The 13,518-nt window shown below is 75.8% G+C and carries 18 protein-coding genes; 6 read left to right on the top strand and 12 right to left on the bottom strand.

The window, feature by feature from the left end; all coding sequences use genetic code 11:
* The first annotated feature begins 115 nt into the window (after positions 1-115).
* Complete coding sequence (locus GNZ18_RS43650) at positions 116-1,321, top strand: sensor histidine kinase (protein ID WP_312874489.1); 1,206 nt, start codon at positions 116-118, stop codon at positions 1,319-1,321.
* Positions 1,309-2,001, top strand: a complete 693-nt coding sequence (locus GNZ18_RS13410; protein WP_156216698.1) for a response regulator — start codon at positions 1,309-1,311, stop codon at positions 1,999-2,001. Before GNZ18_RS43650 ends, GNZ18_RS13410 begins: the two co-directional genes overlap by 13 nt.
* A gap of 10 nt (positions 2,002-2,011) precedes the next feature.
* On the opposite strand, the gene GNZ18_RS43645 is transcribed toward GNZ18_RS13410, so the two are convergent.
* Positions 2,012-2,470: an Lrp/AsnC family transcriptional regulator gene (locus GNZ18_RS43645; protein ID WP_312874488.1), complete on the bottom strand. Its 459-nt coding sequence runs from the start codon at positions 2,468-2,470 to the stop codon at positions 2,012-2,014.
* Between the two features lie 63 nt (positions 2,471-2,533).
* On the opposite strand from GNZ18_RS43645, the gene GNZ18_RS13400 reads away from it, so the two are divergent.
* Both GNZ18_RS13400 and GNZ18_RS13395 read left to right on the top strand, forming a co-directional pair.
* Entirely contained in the window at positions 2,534-3,229 is a 696-nt protein-coding gene (locus GNZ18_RS13400; RefSeq protein WP_156216696.1) for an AzlC family ABC transporter permease, read from the top strand.
* Positions 3,230-3,348: 119 nt separating this feature from the next.
* On the top strand, positions 3,349-3,681 hold the full coding sequence (locus GNZ18_RS13395; protein WP_312874487.1) for a branched-chain amino acid transport AzlD family protein: 333 nt from the start codon (positions 3,349-3,351) through the stop codon (positions 3,679-3,681).
* A gap of 16 nt (positions 3,682-3,697) precedes the next feature.
* Here GNZ18_RS13395 and GNZ18_RS13390 read toward each other — a convergent pair whose 3' ends face one another.
* Both GNZ18_RS13390 and GNZ18_RS13385 read right to left on the bottom strand, forming a co-directional pair.
* Positions 3,698-4,213 (bottom strand): DUF4240 domain-containing protein, encoded by a 516-nt coding sequence (locus GNZ18_RS13390; RefSeq protein WP_156216692.1) that lies wholly within the window; start codon positions 4,211-4,213, stop codon positions 3,698-3,700.
* 105 nt (positions 4,214-4,318) lie between these two features.
* Positions 4,319-5,128 (bottom strand): glycerophosphodiester phosphodiesterase family protein, encoded by an 810-nt coding sequence (locus GNZ18_RS13385; RefSeq protein WP_214619296.1) that lies wholly within the window; start codon positions 5,126-5,128, stop codon positions 4,319-4,321.
* Between the two features lie 107 nt (positions 5,129-5,235).
* On the opposite strand from GNZ18_RS13385, the gene GNZ18_RS13380 reads away from it, so the two are divergent.
* Complete coding sequence (locus tag GNZ18_RS13380; protein WP_156216687.1) at positions 5,236-5,454, top strand: EF-hand domain-containing protein; 219 nt, start codon at positions 5,236-5,238, stop codon at positions 5,452-5,454.
* A gap of 124 nt (positions 5,455-5,578) precedes the next feature.
* Here the strand turns inward: GNZ18_RS13380 and GNZ18_RS13375 are convergent, their stop codons facing one another.
* The 6 genes from GNZ18_RS13375 to GNZ18_RS13350 all read right to left on the bottom strand — a co-directional run bounded on the left by GNZ18_RS13375 (position 5,579) and on the right by GNZ18_RS13350 (position 10,352).
* Entirely contained in the window at positions 5,579-6,382 is an 804-nt protein-coding gene (locus GNZ18_RS13375) for an ABC transporter permease (RefSeq protein WP_156216685.1), read from the bottom strand.
* Positions 6,379-7,338 carry an ATP-binding cassette domain-containing protein gene (locus tag GNZ18_RS13370; protein WP_156216682.1) on the bottom strand — a complete coding sequence of 320 codons (960 nt, stop codon included), beginning with the start codon at positions 7,336-7,338 and terminating at the stop codon, positions 6,379-6,381. The genes GNZ18_RS13375 and GNZ18_RS13370 overlap by 4 nt, the downstream gene beginning before the upstream one ends.
* Before the next feature lie 28 nt (positions 7,339-7,366).
* A complete protein-coding gene (locus GNZ18_RS13365; RefSeq protein ID WP_156216680.1) occupies positions 7,367-8,212 on the bottom strand; it encodes a DUF4097 family beta strand repeat-containing protein in 846 nt (281 codons plus the stop codon).
* Positions 8,213-8,354: 142 nt separating this feature from the next.
* Complete coding sequence (locus tag GNZ18_RS13360; RefSeq protein ID WP_156216678.1) at positions 8,355-8,933, bottom strand: hypothetical protein; 579 nt, start codon at positions 8,931-8,933, stop codon at positions 8,355-8,357.
* Positions 8,934-9,012: 79 nt separating this feature from the next.
* A complete protein-coding gene (locus GNZ18_RS13355) occupies positions 9,013-9,942 on the bottom strand; it encodes a phosphotriesterase family protein (protein ID WP_216651272.1) in 930 nt (309 codons plus the stop codon).
* Positions 9,939-10,352, bottom strand: coding sequence for a carboxymuconolactone decarboxylase family protein (locus tag GNZ18_RS13350; RefSeq protein WP_173390757.1), 414 nt, complete (start codon positions 10,350-10,352; stop codon positions 9,939-9,941). The genes GNZ18_RS13355 and GNZ18_RS13350 overlap by 4 nt, the downstream gene beginning before the upstream one ends.
* A 75-nt stretch (positions 10,353-10,427) precedes the next feature.
* Between GNZ18_RS13350 and GNZ18_RS13345 the strand changes: the two genes are divergently transcribed.
* Entirely contained in the window at positions 10,428-10,985 is a 558-nt protein-coding gene (locus GNZ18_RS13345) for a CGNR zinc finger domain-containing protein (RefSeq protein WP_156216675.1), read from the top strand.
* 14 nt (positions 10,986-10,999) lie between these two features.
* Here GNZ18_RS13345 and GNZ18_RS13340 read toward each other — a convergent pair whose 3' ends face one another.
* From GNZ18_RS13340 to GNZ18_RS13330, 3 genes are all read right to left on the bottom strand, one after another.
* Entirely contained in the window at positions 11,000-11,683 is a 684-nt protein-coding gene (locus tag GNZ18_RS13340; protein WP_308166234.1) for a class I SAM-dependent methyltransferase, read from the bottom strand.
* 592 nt (positions 11,684-12,275) lie between these two features.
* Entirely contained in the window at positions 12,276-12,827 is a 552-nt protein-coding gene (locus GNZ18_RS13335) for a TrmH family RNA methyltransferase (RefSeq protein ID WP_156216670.1), read from the bottom strand.
* On the bottom strand, positions 12,824-13,468 hold the full coding sequence (locus GNZ18_RS13330; protein WP_312874486.1) for a class I SAM-dependent methyltransferase: 645 nt from the start codon (positions 13,466-13,468) through the stop codon (positions 12,824-12,826). The genes GNZ18_RS13335 and GNZ18_RS13330 overlap by 4 nt, the downstream gene beginning before the upstream one ends.
* Positions 13,469-13,518: the final 50 nt, after the last annotated feature.

Genomic DNA, 13,518 nt, shown 5'->3' with positions numbered 1-13,518 from the left:
GGACGGGACGGGCCGCGCATCGGGCGGGCGTCGGCGGCCGGTCAGCCGGGGGACGGGGGGCGGGTTCGACTTTGGTAGGTGCCGGGCGCGGCCGTCCGGCGGCTAGCTTGGGCCCGTGAACAGCGAGATCCTCAGCGACGCGCCGCCCGGGGGCCGCCCGGAGGGCGTGCGGGGCCGCGTGGTCGCGACCGCGGCCACGGCGATGGTCGTGCTGGTCGCGGTGACGGTGTGGGCGCGGTGCCAGTCCGGCGTCGTGGGCGCGGTCATGGCGGCCGACCTCGCCGCCGGTGCGGCGGGGTGCGCGCTGCTGCCGGTCGTGGCGCGCCGCCCGGTGCCGGGCGCGCTGGCGCTCGCGGTGCTGGCGGCGCTGTCCCCGGCGGCGACCCCGCCCGCGACGCTCGGGGCGCTGTGGGCGGCCGAGCGGCGCCGGTTCCCGGTCGCGGCGGCGCTGGCGGCGGCGGGCGTGGCGGCCCACGCGGTGCAGGGCCTGTGGCGGCCGAACGGCGGCATCTCCTACGCCTGGTGGCTGGGGCTGATCACGGTCGCCTACGGGGCGCTGGTCGGCTGGGGCGCGCTGGCGCGGGCGCGGCGGGCGCTGGTGGCCTCGCTGCGCGAGCGCGCGGCGCGGGCCGAGGCCGAGCAGGGGCGGCGGGTGGCCGAGGCGCGCATGCTGGAGCGGACGCGGATCGCCCGGGAGATGCACGACGTCCTCGCGCACCGGCTGTCGCTGCTGGCGACCTACGCGGGGGCGCTGGAGTACCGTCCGGACGCGCCGCCGGAGAAGCTGGCGCGCGCGGCGGGCGTCGTGCGCGCGGGCGCGCACCAGGCGCTGGACGAGCTGCGCGAGGTGATCCTGCTGCTGCGCTCCGACGACGACGGCGAGGACGGCGGCGACGGCGGCGACGGCGCGGCCGGCGGGCGGCCGCAGCCGGTGCTGGCCGACCTGCCGCGGCTGGTGGCCGAGTCCCGCGACGCGGGCGGGCGGGTCCGGCTCAGCGACCGCGTCGTGGACCCGGACGCGCTGCCCGCCGCGGCGGGACGCACGGCCTACCGGGTCGTCCAGGAGGGGCTGACCAACGCCCGCAAGCACGCGGCGGGGCAGCCCGTCCGGGTTGCGCTGGAGGGCCGCCCCGGCGACCGGCTGGAGATCGCCATCAGCAACCCGCTGCCGGATCCGGCGGCCGCCGGGCCGGCCGTGCCGGGCTCGGGCACGGGCCTGGTCGGGCTGACCGAGCGGGTGCGGCTGGCCGGCGGGCGGCTGGACCACGGCACGGCGTCCGGGGAGTTCCGGGTGCGGGCCTGGCTACCATGGCCCGCGTGAACGCCTCCGAACCTGGTCAGACCTCCTCGGATCGTCCGTTGCGGGTGCTGGTCGTCGACGACGACGCGCTCGTCCGCGCGGGCCTGGCGATGATGCTGGACGGCGTCCACGGCATCCGGGTGGTGGGGGAGGCCGCCGACGGCGCGGAGGTGCCCGCCGCCGCCGACGCCCTCGCCCCGGACGTGGTGCTGATGGACCTGCGGATGCCCGGGGTGGACGGGATCACCGCGACGGTCCGGCTGCGCCGCCGCCCCGACCCGCCGGAGGTGATCGTGCTGACCACGTTCGACGCCGACGAGAACATCCTGCGGGCGCTGCGGGCGGGCGCCGGCGGGTTCCTGCTGAAGGACACGCCCCCGGACCGGATCGTCCAGGCGGTGCGGCGGGTCGCCGAGGGCGAGCCGATCCTCTCGCCCCGGGTGACGCGGCGGCTGATGGAGCGCGCGGCGGTGCAGGCGGGCGCCTACGAGCGGGCGCGCGAGGCGCTGGCGGCGCTGAGCCCGCGCGAGGGCGAGGTGGCCGTGGCGGTGGCGCGCGGCGGCAGCAACGCCGAGATCGCGGCGGAGCTGTTCATGACGGTCGCGACGGTGAAGGCGCACGTCTCGCACGTCCTGGACAAGCTGGGCCTGGACAACCGCACCCAGATCGCGCTGCTCGCCCACGACGCCGGGCTGGCCTGACCGGTCCCGCTCAGTCGGTCACCTTGATCTTCTTCATGGTGGGCTGGGAGATCACCCGCGCCACCCCCGGAATACAGATGATCTTGGTGGTCTGGAAGGTCTCGTAGGCGGCGTAGTCGGCGACCAGCACGCGCAGGTGGTAGTCGGGGGCGCCGAACACGCGGCGGAACTCCACGACCTCCTCGCACGCGGAGATCGCGGCCTCCAGCCCCTCCAGCGTCCGCAGGTCGCTGACCGACACCTCGATGGACACCAGCACCTCCAGCCCGCGCCCGGTCGCCTCGGGGTCGACGCGGGCCCGGTAGCCGGTGATGACCCCGGCCTCCTCCAGCCGCCGCACCCGGCGCAGGCAGGGCGGCGGCGTCAGCCCGACCCGCCGGGCCAGCTCCACGTTGGTCAACCGGCCGTCCCGTTGTAGGTGGAACAAGATTTCACGATCAACGGCGTCGAGTTCATATTCATTGCTCACGCTGCGATTCTAGGGTCATTTTTCGAAACCATATGAGGCGTGATCTTTCCTAGAATTGCCTGTATGGTGACGCTGCGTCGAGGGTTGCGCCAGGGGTTGGAGGACTCGGGCCCGGTAGGGCTCGGCGCCGTCCCGATGGGGATGGCGTTCGGGGTGCTGGTCGCGCATTCGGGGCTCGCGTGGTGGTGGGCGAGCGTGTTCTCGGGCCTGATCTACGCCGGTTCGCTGGAGTTCCTGTTCCTCGGCCTGGTGCTGGCGTCGGCGCCGCTGGGGACGATCGCGGTGACGGCGTTCCTGGTCAACTTCCGGCACGTCTTCTACGCGCTGTCGTTCCCGCTGCACCGCGTCCGGGGGCGGCTCGGCAAGGTCTATGGCACGTTCGCGCTGTCGGACGAGGCGTACGCGGTCGCGGCGGGCACGCGGGCGGCGTCCTTCGGCGGGCGGCGCATCCTGCGCCTCCAGGCGTTCGTCCACCTGTACTGGGCGGGCGGCGCGACGGCCGGGGCGCTGCTCGGGACGGTCGTCCCCGCTCGGGTCGCCGGCCTGGACTTCGCGGTGACGGCGCTGTTCACCGTCCTGGCCCTGGACGCCTTCCGCGCGCCCGAGCCGGGGCGGCGCGACGTGGCGGGCGCGGTGCTGGCGGGGGTGTGCGCGCTGGCGGCGCGGCTGGTCCTGCCGGGGCAGATGCTCCTGGCCGCCTTCGCGCTGTTCACCGCCGCCCTCCTGGCCCGCCGCGCCCTGGGACGCGCCCGCCCCTGATCCGCCCCCTCGGCCCCGCCTGCCGGCCCCGCCCCCGGGACCCGTCCCTAGATCTGCCTGCCGGCCCCGTCCCCCGAACCCGCCCCTCGACCCGCCCGTGTCCGACCTTGGAGGTGCCCGTGCCCGACACCGGATATCTGCTGGCCGCCGTCGCGACCGCCGTCGCGGTGACGTGGGGCCTGCGCGCGCTGCCGTTCGCCGTGCTCGCGCCGCTGCGCTCCAGCCCGCTGCCGGCCTACCTGGGCGCGGCGATGCCGGTGGGCGTGATGGTGATCCTCGCCGTCTACACGCTTCGGGACCTGGACCCGGGCGTCCCGGGCCGGGCGGTGCCCGCGGCGCTCGCGCTCGCGTTCACGGTGGCGGCGCACCTGTGGAGGCGCGACGCCGTCCTGTCGATCCTGGGCGGCACCGCCCTCCACGTGGCGCTGTGCAGCACCGTCTTCGCTCCCTGAGCGGGACCGGCACGCGTCAGGTGGGCCATCCCTCGCGGTTGGAGCAGGTCTCGCGGGAGATGCCCGAGCCGGTGTCGGGGAAGTCCCCGAACCGCTCGTTGTGCGCGTGGAAGAAGAAGTAGCACAGGCGTTCGCACTCGGCGTCCAGGATCGCGACGCGCGGGTCGCGGTTCACGGCGGTGTAGAACTCCCGGCCGAGCGCGACGATGAAGCCGCGCGCGTACAGGAAGCCGTCGTCGGAGCCGTCGGTGACGGCGTGGATCTCGGCGCGGTCGATGTCGAACAGCAGCCGCTCGACCGCCCGGTCGAGGCCGGTGAGCTCCTCCGAGGACAGGTCCCGGCTCAGCTCGGCGAGGTTGTCCAGGAACGCCTTCAGGGCGTTCTCGACCAAGGAGAGGGGCGGCTTGCCGTAGAGGTCCTCCCCGGGTTCGGGGGTCCGCCGGGCGAGTGCCCGCCGGGCCTGGCCGACCTCGGGGCCCAGCGGCGCCCACGCCGCCTCCAGCATCTCCCACAGCCGCGTCTCGTCGTTCATCCGCCGCTCCTCCGCGCTCGCACGCTCACCGGGCCCGTGCCGGGCGCCGTGATCCGATCGCCTGATCCAAGCAGGTGGGACCGACACCGCGCGGGCGGGAGGGGGTCAGTCGTCGCGGGGGGCGGCGTGGGGCCACAGGCCGCGCGCGGCCATGACGTGGCGGAGGGTGACCAGCTCGTCGGTCATGATGCCGTCGACGCCGAGGTCCAGGAGGCGCTCCATGGCGGCGGGGTCGTTGACCGTCCAGGCGTGGACCTTCAGGCCGAGTTGGTGGGCGTGCTCGACGAACGCCTCGGTGACGAAGGGGACGGGGCCGAGGCCGTAGGGGACCTGGGCGCAGGCGACGCCGGTGGCGGCGAGGCGGACGAGCTTGGCGGCGGGCCCGCCGTAGGAGCGGGCGCGCAGCGCCATGAGGCCGCGGGGGCCGAGCGCGGTGCACACGTCCCGGTCGGTGAACAGGGGGAGGCGGGCGCGCATCTGCGCGAGGCGGCGGGTGGAGAAGGAGGTGATGCACACCCGGTCCCAGGCGGCGGTGCGGTGCAGGACCTCGGCGAGGGGGCCGATGACGGGGGCGTCCTTGAGGTCGATGTTGACGCGGGCGTCGGGGAAGGAGCCGAGGATCTCCTCCAGGCGGGGGATGGGCTCGGTGCCGCCGATGCGCGCCTTGGCGACCTCGGCGTAGGGGAGGCGGGCGATGGCGCCGGTGTGGCCGGTGACGCGGTCCAGGGTGCGGTCGTGGAAGGCGACGACGACGCCGTCGGCGGTGGCGTGGGCGTCGGTCTCGAAGTAGCGGTAGCCGAGGTCGGCGGCGCGCTGGAAGGCGGCCATGGAGTTCTCGGGGCGGCCGCCGGCTCCGCCGCGGTGGGCGAAGGGGATGGGGCCGGGGTGGTCGAGGAAGGCGTACGGGCGGCGCACTCGACCGATTATGGCGGAGCCCGCGGCCCACCTGGACCTTACTGTGTAAAGGCGGTGGGCGGTGTTACCGTCGACGCTCCCATTTTCGATCATTCGAGGAGCTGGCGATGGCGAACGCGGAGGAGTACCGGGCGACGTTCGAGCTGGTGGACGTGGACGGCGACGGCTACATCTCGACGGCGGAGCTGAAGAACCTGATGCGGGCGCTGGGGGAGCGGATCACCGAGACGCGGGCGGTGGAGGTGGTCGTGGCGGCCGACCGCAACCACGACGGGAAGATCTCGCTGGAGGAGTTCGCGGCGCTGATGGAGGGCACCGCCCGCTGAGCCGGCGCGGCGGGCGCCTGCGCCGGTGGGCGGAGACGCTCGCACCCCACCTGTCCCCCGGCCGCCGTGGTCGGGCGGGCGCGGGGGCGGCGGGGTGGGGCGGTGGGGCGCCGGCGGGGGCCGGTCAGGTGCCGACGGTCCGGCTGTAGAGGCGGGTCGCGAGGGGGACGAACACGGCGAGCATGGCGGCGATCCACAGCAGCGAGGCCGGGACGGGGTGCTGCATGGGCCAGGCGCCGGAGGTGTCCATCGCGGCGCTGGTGTTGCCGAACAGTTCGCGGGCGGCGGCGGTGAAGGTGGAGACGGGGTTCCACTCGGCGGCGACGCGCAGCGGGGTGGGCAGTTCGGAGCTGTCGAGGAAGGCGTTGGAGATGAACATGAGCGGGAACGACACCGTGGTGGCGGTGTTGTTGAAGCTCTCGGGGGTGCGCAGCGCCAGCGCGACGGTCGCGGTGACCCAGGAGAAGGCGTAGGCGAACAGCAGCAGCAGCCCGAAGCCGAGGGCGGCCTCGTGGGGCGGGGTGTGCACGCGCCAGCCGACGAGCAGGCCCATGAGGGCCATGACGGTGAGGCCGGCGAGGTTCATCAGCAGGTCGCTGACGGTCTGCCCGATGAGCACCGCGGAGGGCGCCATGGGCAGGGAGCGGAACCGGTCGAAGATGCCGTTGCGCAGGTCCAGGGTGAGGGCGTAGCCGGTGATCTGCGCGCTCATCAGGACGGCCTGGACGAAGATGCCGGGGAGCAGGAACTCCCGGTAGGACATGCCGGGGACGTCGATGACGCTGCCGAACACGTAGGCGAACATCAGCACGAACACGATCGGGAACATGATCGCCGAGCCGATCAGGTCGGGGGAGCGCCGGATCTTCAGGGTGTTGCGGCGGGCGATCGTCCAGCCGTCGGCGAAGGGGAGGGTGAGGGCGTTCATCGGGCGGCCTCCTGCCCGGCGGCGGGGTTTCCGGTGAGGGTGAGGTAGACGTCGTCGAGGGTGGGGCGCCGCATCCCGGCGTCCCGGACGGTGACGCGGGCGTCGGCGAGGGCGCCGAGGACGTGGCGGAGCGCCTCGGGCCCGTCGGTGACGGGGGCGGTGACCCGCAGGGACTCGGGGGCGGTGCGCAGGGCGCCGACGGCGTGCCAGGCGAGCGCCTGGGCGGCGGCGTCGAGGCCGGCGGGGTCGGTGAGGGTCAGCTCGACGCGGTTGCCGCCGACCTGGTCCTTGAGCTCGTCGGCGGTGCCGCGGGCGATGGCGCGGCCGTGGTCGACGACGAGGATCTGGTCGGCGAGGCGGTCGGCCTCGTCCATGTACTGGGTGGTGAGCAGGAGGGTGGTGCCGGCGGCGACGAGTTCGGCGACGGTGTCCCAGAGCGCGGCGCGGGCGCGGGGGTCCAGGCCGGTGGTGGGCTCGTCCAGGAACAGCACGGGCGGGTCGGCGACGAGGGCGCCGGCGAGGTCGATGCGGCGGCGCATGCCGCCGGAGTAGCCCTTGACGGGGCGGTCGGCGGCGCCGGCGAGGTCGAAGCGTTCGAGGAGTTCGCGGGCGCGGGCGCGGCTGCGCGCGGCGCCGAGGTGGTAGAGGCGTCCGATCATCTCCAGGTTCTCGGCGCCGGTGAGGTGCTCGTCGACGGCGGCGTACTGGCCGGACAGGCCGATGCGGGCGCGCAGGCGGCGGGCGTCGCGGGCGATGTCGCATCCGGCGACGGTGGCGCGGCCGGCGTCGGGGCGCAGCAGCGTGGTCAGGACGCGGACGGTGGTGGTCTTGCCGGCGCCGTTGGGCCCGAGGAGGGCGAGGACGGTTCCGGTGGGGACGGTGAAGCTCAGCTCGTCCAGGGCGGTGACGTCGCCGTATCTCTTGACGAGCCGGTCGGCGGTGATCGCGTCGGTCATGGGGGCTCCTCGCCGGGGGGTGTCGGGGTCAGGACCGGTGGACGTCGACGTCGCCGTAGTTGGTGTGGACGTGGATCTCGACGACCGCGTCGGTGGTGGCGGGTCCGTCGGCGGCCTCCAGGGTGTTGCGGACGACGCCGTTCTTGCTGTGCAGGTCGAGCCAGGCGGCGGTGCCCTCGGCGACGCCGACGCCGACCTTGCCGTAGCCGTTCTCCAGGTGGAGGGCGCCGCTGACGGCGGTCTCGACGCGGATGCGGCCGTGCGCGGCCTTGGCGGTGAGGACGCCGAGCGCGCGGCCGACGCTGATGTCGCCGGTGGCGGCCTTGAGGTGGAGGTCGCCGGTGGTCTCGGCGACGGTGATGGCGCCGGTGGAGGTCTTGGCGGTGCCGGGGCCCTCGATGGTGCCGATGCGGATGGCGCCGTTGGAGGTGACGGCCTCGGTGGGGCCGGTGACGCGGTCGACGGTGATGTCGCCGTTGGAGGTCTTGATCTCCAGTGGTCCGGCCTCCTCGACGTGCAGGTCGCCGTTGGAGGTGTGCAGGGTGGTGTGGCCGAGCGCGCCGGTGGTGATGACGTCGGCGGCGCCCTCGGTCCGGACGCGGGAGCCGGCGGGCAGGTCGATGGTGACCTCGACGGAGCCGCGCCAGGGCAGCAGGTGGGCCAGGGCCTTGGGGCGGGGGCTCTTGACCAGCAGCCGTCCGGCGGAGAACTCGACGACGGTGCGTTCGGCGGCCTGGACGCTCGCCTCGCTGGAGGGGTCGCTGGGCCGGACCTCCACGACGGTGTCGGCGCGGTCGGCGGCGTTGACGCGGACGCGGCCGAGGAAGACCTGGAGGTCGGCGGTGATCGGTTCGGGTGTGGCGAAAGCGGGCATGGCGGAGCCCTCCTCATGGGTCGGAGCGTCCCGGCGGCGGTGCGGCCGGGTGATGGGTGACGGCGCCGGGCGGTGGGGTCGGCGTGGTGGGTGACCGGGCTGCCGTGCCCGGGGTCAGCGTGGGCGGGTCAGCGTGGGCGGGTCAGCGCACCCAGCCGGTGTAGTCGCGCGCGGTCCGGGGCGGCGGGGCCGGGTCGGCGGGCGCGGCGGGCGCGGCGGGGTCGAGCGCGGCGGAGACGGCGCGGACGAGCCAGGCGTTGACGGAGATCCCCTGGCGGCCCGCCGCGTCCTCGACGCGTGTCTTGAGGTGCTCGGGGAGCCGCAGCGTCATGCGGGCGGTGCCGCCCTCGTCGGCGGGCGGTGCCGCGGGCGGTGCTGCGGGCGGTGCTGCGGGGGTGCGGGCGGGGGGCTCCACGGCGTCCCGGGCGGGTTCGGCGGCGCCGGGGGAGGCGTGGCCGGTGTCGGCGGGGGGTGACGTCGGCGGTGGCGTCACGACGAACGCGGGGTCGCCGCCGCGCAGCCGCACCTCGACCGAGCCGGGGGCGAGGTCGGTGGTGATCTCGTCGGCGGCGGCCGACAGCGCCTCCAGCAGGGTGAGCCGGGCGGCCGAGTCCAGGGGGCCGGTGAGGCGCTCGGCGAGCGCCCGCGCGTCCGGGCCGCCCGCCTCGGCGGCGACGGCGAGTTCGCGGCGGAGGTTCTCGACGTACGGCAGCAGATCCATGCCCCTAATATGACGTCACCGCGACGTCATGTCAAGCGGCAAAGTGACGTCACAATGCCGTGCGTGACGCCGGTCGGCGTCACGCGGCGTCAGAGGTCGTGGGTCGGGGCCGGGGCCAGGGCGCGGCGAACGCGCGTGCGGGGTTGCGCACGAAGATGGCCTCGGCGGTGTCGTCGCCGAGCTCGTAGGCCACGCGGGGGCGCAGGGTGGTGAGCAGGTAGGGCATGCCGGGCCCGTCGGCGGTGGAGCGCGCGGCGGCGGTGACGGTGTCGCCGCCGAGCAGGATCTGGTCGGTGTGGCCCGCGCCGGCGAGCGCGGCGAGGCAGTCGATGAGGTGGGCGTCGGCGGCGTGGTGGGCGCGGGAGGGGCCGTCGAAGGCGAGGTAGGCGCCGGCCTGCGCGGCCTGCAGGTGCAGGCGGGTGTCGGGGAAGCGGTGCAGGTGGCCGAGGACGACCCTCTCGGGCGCGACGCCGTGAGCGCCGCACAGGTGGTCGAGGGTCTCCAGCGCCGCGGTCCCGCCTTCCAGGTGGACGCCGATCGGGGCGCCGGTGGCGTGGTGGGCCCGCGCGGCGGCGGTCATGACGTGCCGGGCGTGGTCGTCCAGGTGGTGGAAGGCCCCGGCGACCTTGATCAGCCCGGCGCCGGCGGTCAGCTCCGCGACGAACAGCTCGGCGAGCCCGTCGGGGACGTGCCGGTAGTGCCGGGCCTGGTGGAGGCCGGTGGCGGCGACGATGTGGACGCCGCAGTCGCGGGACAGGGCGGGCAGGTCGCCCAGGCGCCGGCCCATGCCCCAGGGCGTCCACTGGACGATGGCGCGGCCGCCGTGCGCGGCGAAGGCGGCGAGCTCGGCGCGGGCGGCGCGCGGGTCGTCCAGTTCCTGGCCGGGCAGCGCGGGGGTGGTGAGGAACAGGTGGTCGTGGGAGTCGCAGACGCCGAGGCTCCCGGGCGGGACGTCGCCCAGGACGGTGCGGACGGCCGCGACGGGCCCGCGCGCGGTGTCGCCGGTCACGGAGCGGCGCCCTCGTCCGCCGGCGCCGCGTCCTCCAGCGCGGCCGTGGCGACCCGCAGCCCGGCCAGCGCCTTGGGGACCCCGATGTAGGGGGCGAGGTGGACGAAGGTCTCGGTGATCTCCCGGCGGGTCATACCGATCCGCAGGCAGGTGCGCACGTGGCCGGTGAGCTGGGGGTCGACGCCGCCGAGGGCGGTGAGCGCGGCCAGGTTGAGCAGCTGCCGGTCGCGGGGGGACAGCCCGGGGCGCTGGTAGGTGCCGCCGAACAGCGCGGTGACGATCCAGTCGGCGAACCCCGGCGCGGCGGCGTCCAGGCCGGGCAGGGTGGCCTCGCGGGTGGCCTCGTCCTGGAGGCGGTCGAGCATCCGGTACCCGGCGGCGCGGTCGAGCCGGGTGGGTTCCAGGTCCATCGCCGAACCTCCGTAACGGTCGAGTCGTTACGTGAACGCTATCAGTTGTAACGGGCAGAGCGTTACACTCGCGGGATGGGGACGGAGGAGTTCCGCTTCGACTGCGGCGCGGTGTGGCTGGACCTGCTCGCCACCAAGGGCCGCAGCTTCAGCGCGGCGCCGGTGGAGCGGATCGGCGACCCCGGGCGGCTGGCGCTGTGGCTGGAGCGCTGCGACCTGGCCCCGCAGGCCCCGCCCGCCGCCGCGGATCTGGAGGCGGCGGTGGGCGTCCGGGAGATGCTGCGGGTGCTGGCCCTGGCGGCCGTGCGGGAGGACCCGCCGCCCCGGGACGCCGTCGCCGCGCTGGAGGGGTTCCTGGCCGGGCACGAGGAGCCGATCCGGTTCGTCGCCGGCGGGCGGCTGCGGCGCGAGCCGCCCGCGACCACGCTCGCCGCCCTGGCGCGGATCGCCCGGCAGGCCGCCGACCACCTGACCGGCGCGGACCGCCGCGCGCTGAAGGTCTGCCCGGAGCCCGACTGCCGGGGCGTGTTCACCGACCCGCCGGGGCGGCGCCGCTGGTGCCCCTCGCCGGCGTGCGCGTCCCGGGGCCGGGTCCGCGCGCTGCGCGCCCGCCGCGAGGCCGCCGCCGGCTGACCGGCCCGCCCCGGTCAGAGGCGGCGGAGTTTGAGGACGTTGTCGGTGCGGGTGGCGGGCCTGCCGTCGGGTCCGTTCTGGACGCGCGGGTGCTCCTCGGCGAGCTGGACCTCCCACTCCCCCTCCGGGAGCCGCAGGGACGCCAGGACCTCCTCGGGCGTGGGCAGGTCGACGGCGTGGTGGCCGTGGCCGTGCTCGTGGCCGTGCTCGTGCTGCTCCCAGGGCGGCAGCCCGGCGTGCCCGGTGATCAGCAGGGTGCCGCCGGGCGCGACGGCGGCCGCGGCGGCGCGCAGGACCTCCTCGCGCGGCAGCGGGGCGGGGGAGTGCAGGAACTGCGCGGAGACCAGGTCGTAGGTCCCGGCGGGGAAGGACACGGCGAGGTCGTGCCGCTGGAGGTCGACGCGGTCGGCGACCCCGGCGTCGGCGGCGTGCCGGGCGGCGCGCTCCAGCGCGACGCGGGAGACGTCGGTGGCGGTGACGCGCCAGCCGCGTCCGGCGAGCCAGACGGCGTCGGCGCCCTCGCCGCAGCCGAGGTCCAGGGCGGTGCCGGGCGGCAGCGCCGCCGTCTCGCGGACGAGGACGATGTTGGGGTCGCCGCTCCAGATCCGGTCGCTCTCGGCGTAGCGGGCGTCCCAGAACTCGGCCGGGTCGGCGCCGTCCCCGGCCGGGGTCTGCTCGCCGACGGTCTCTTCGGTCACGGTGGTCTCCTTGGCGTGAGGTCGCGGGCTCACGGCGTGGGCCCCCGGTCCCTCCGATGGTCGCGGCCGGGGCGGCTTTCCGGCAATTTTTGTTGCCGTTCCGGCAACTCCGAGGAGGAGGGCGGCGGGGAGGGCGGCGAGGGTGAGGGTGTAGGCGGCGGCCATGGGGGGAGCGCGCGGCGGGGCCCGTGCCGGTCGATGAGCGCGGCGCGGGGCGGTGACGGCAGCGCGGCGGTGAGGCCGACAGGGCGATGAGGGCGCCGGCGGAGGTGTAGGAGCCGGTGGCGCCGGTGCAGGTGAGGGTGAGGGAGAGGAAGACCGTCCCGTAGGACAGGCGGCCCAGCGGCGCCGCGCCGAAGGTGTGGGAGGCGTGCGGGGTGCGCAGGAGGGCCGCGTAGGACGGTGCCCCCGAGGGGGCGGCTGTGGGGGCCACGGTGCGTGTTCTCCGGGGAGGCCCGCGCGGGCGCGGGCGGGTTGCGTGGACGCCGGGTCACCGGCTTGGCGGGCCGGTGCGGAGGCGTCCTAGGCGCGAGGCGGGAACAGCACGGGGTGATCGTAACCCGGTGCCGGGCGGATCACGGCGGGGGAGGGGTCAGCCGGTCCATTCGCGGCGGCGGGCCTCGGCGAGGGCGAGGGCGGCGGCGACGGCGACGTTGAGGGATCCGACGCGTCCGGGCTGGGGGATGTAGGCGACGGCGTCGGCGGCGGCGAGCAGGGCGGGGGAGCAGCCGTGGTCCTCGCCGCCGACGGCGAGGCAGACGTCGCCGTCCAGGGGCGCCTCGTGCAGGGGGACGGCGTCGCCGGTGAGTTCGACGGCGACCAGCCGCAGCCCCTGCGCGCGGACGGCGGCGGCGGCCTCGGCGGCGGTGCCGGCGTGCTCCCAGGCGATGAGGCGTTCGGTGCCGAGGGCGGTCTTGGTGGCGTTGCGGTGGGTGGGGGGTGTGGCGTTCCCGGCGAGCCAGAGGCGCTCGACGCCGAACACGGCGGCGCTGCGGACGATGGAGCCGATGTTGAACGGCTGGGTGACCGACTCCACGAGCAGGTCGAGGCGGTCGCCGGCGCGGCGGCGCCACTCGCGGTTGAGGCGCTTGACGTCGGTGGGGCGCAGCTGGCGGCGCTGCGGGGCGGGGTCGGGGGCGGTCATCGGGTGGGGCCTTCCGTGGTGGACGCGGCGCTCGGCGCGGTGGGGGAGGGGGCGTCGACGCGCAGGACGCGGTAGGCGGAGCGGGACGCGATCCGGGTGGTGCGGTGGCCCTGGGCGTCCAGCCAGCGCTGGAGGGAGTCGGAGCCGAGGTGCTTCTGGACGACGAGGTGCGCGGCGCCGCCGGGGGCGAGGCGGGGGAGCCAGGCGAGCAGGAGGCCGTGCAGGGCGGCCTTGCCGATGCGGATCGGGGGGTTGGACCAGATCGCGGCGAAGCGCAGGTCGGGGCTGACGTCGTCCGCCGCCCTGAACTTTACATTGTCAAGGCCGGCGGCGGTGGCATTCTCCTCCGCGATCTCCAGAGCACGCTGGTTCACATCAACCCCCCATACGCTCGCCTGCGGCGAGCGGCTCGCCATGGTGAGGGCGATGGGCCCGTACCCGCAGCCGAGGTCGAGGAGGTCGCCGGTGGGCGGGGGAGGGGGGACGGTCTCCAGCAGGACGCGGGTGCCGGGGTCGACGCGGTCGGGTGAGAACATGCCGCTGTCGGTGGCGAGCCGCAGGTGCAGGTCGGGCAGGACCAGGTCGACGGTGCGGCGTCGGGCGGCGGCGCCGGGCCGCTCGGCGAAGTAGTGTTCCCCCACGTCGGCCGACCGTATCAGCGTCCCGGACGTCCCGGCGCCACACCCGGCCC

Source organism: Actinomadura litoris, assembly GCF_009733595.1.
In the GTDB taxonomy this organism is placed as follows: domain Bacteria; phylum Actinomycetota; class Actinomycetes; order Streptosporangiales; family Streptosporangiaceae; genus Spirillospora; species Spirillospora litoris.
The sequence above is the reverse complement of the archived record's forward strand: the minus strand, read 5'-3'. Positions and strand labels throughout refer to the sequence as shown.

Bases quoted from the DNA above. Each gene is read 5' to 3' on its own strand.
- GNZ18_RS13410 (WP_156216698.1), top strand. From the start codon at position 1,309: ATGGCCCGCGTGAACGCCTCCGAACCTGGTCAGACCTCCTCGGATCGT.
- GNZ18_RS13400 (WP_156216696.1), top strand. From the start codon at position 2,534: ATGGTGACGCTGCGTCGAGGGTTGCGCCAGGGGTTGGAGGACTCGGGC.
- GNZ18_RS13390 (WP_156216692.1), bottom strand. From the start codon at position 4,213: ATGAACGACGAGACGCGGCTGTGGGAGATGCTGGAGGCGGCGTGGGCG.
- GNZ18_RS13380 (WP_156216687.1), top strand. From the start codon at position 5,236: ATGGCGAACGCGGAGGAGTACCGGGCGACGTTCGAGCTGGTGGACGTG.
- GNZ18_RS13375 (WP_156216685.1), bottom strand. From the start codon at position 6,382: ATGAACGCCCTCACCCTCCCCTTCGCCGACGGCTGGACGATCGCCCGC.
- GNZ18_RS13370 (WP_156216682.1), bottom strand. From the start codon at position 7,338: ATGACCGACGCGATCACCGCCGACCGGCTCGTCAAGAGATACGGCGAC.
- GNZ18_RS13365 (WP_156216680.1), bottom strand. From the start codon at position 8,212: ATGCCCGCTTTCGCCACACCCGAACCGATCACCGCCGACCTCCAGGTC.
- GNZ18_RS13360 (WP_156216678.1), bottom strand. From the start codon at position 8,933: ATGGATCTGCTGCCGTACGTCGAGAACCTCCGCCGCGAACTCGCCGTC.
- GNZ18_RS13350 (WP_173390757.1), bottom strand. From the start codon at position 10,352: ATGGACCTGGAACCCACCCGGCTCGACCGCGCCGCCGGGTACCGGATG.
- GNZ18_RS13345 (WP_156216675.1), top strand. From the start codon at position 10,428: ATGGGGACGGAGGAGTTCCGCTTCGACTGCGGCGCGGTGTGGCTGGAC.
- GNZ18_RS13335 (WP_156216670.1), bottom strand. From the start codon at position 12,827: ATGACCGCCCCCGACCCCGCCCCGCAGCGCCGCCAGCTGCGCCCCACC.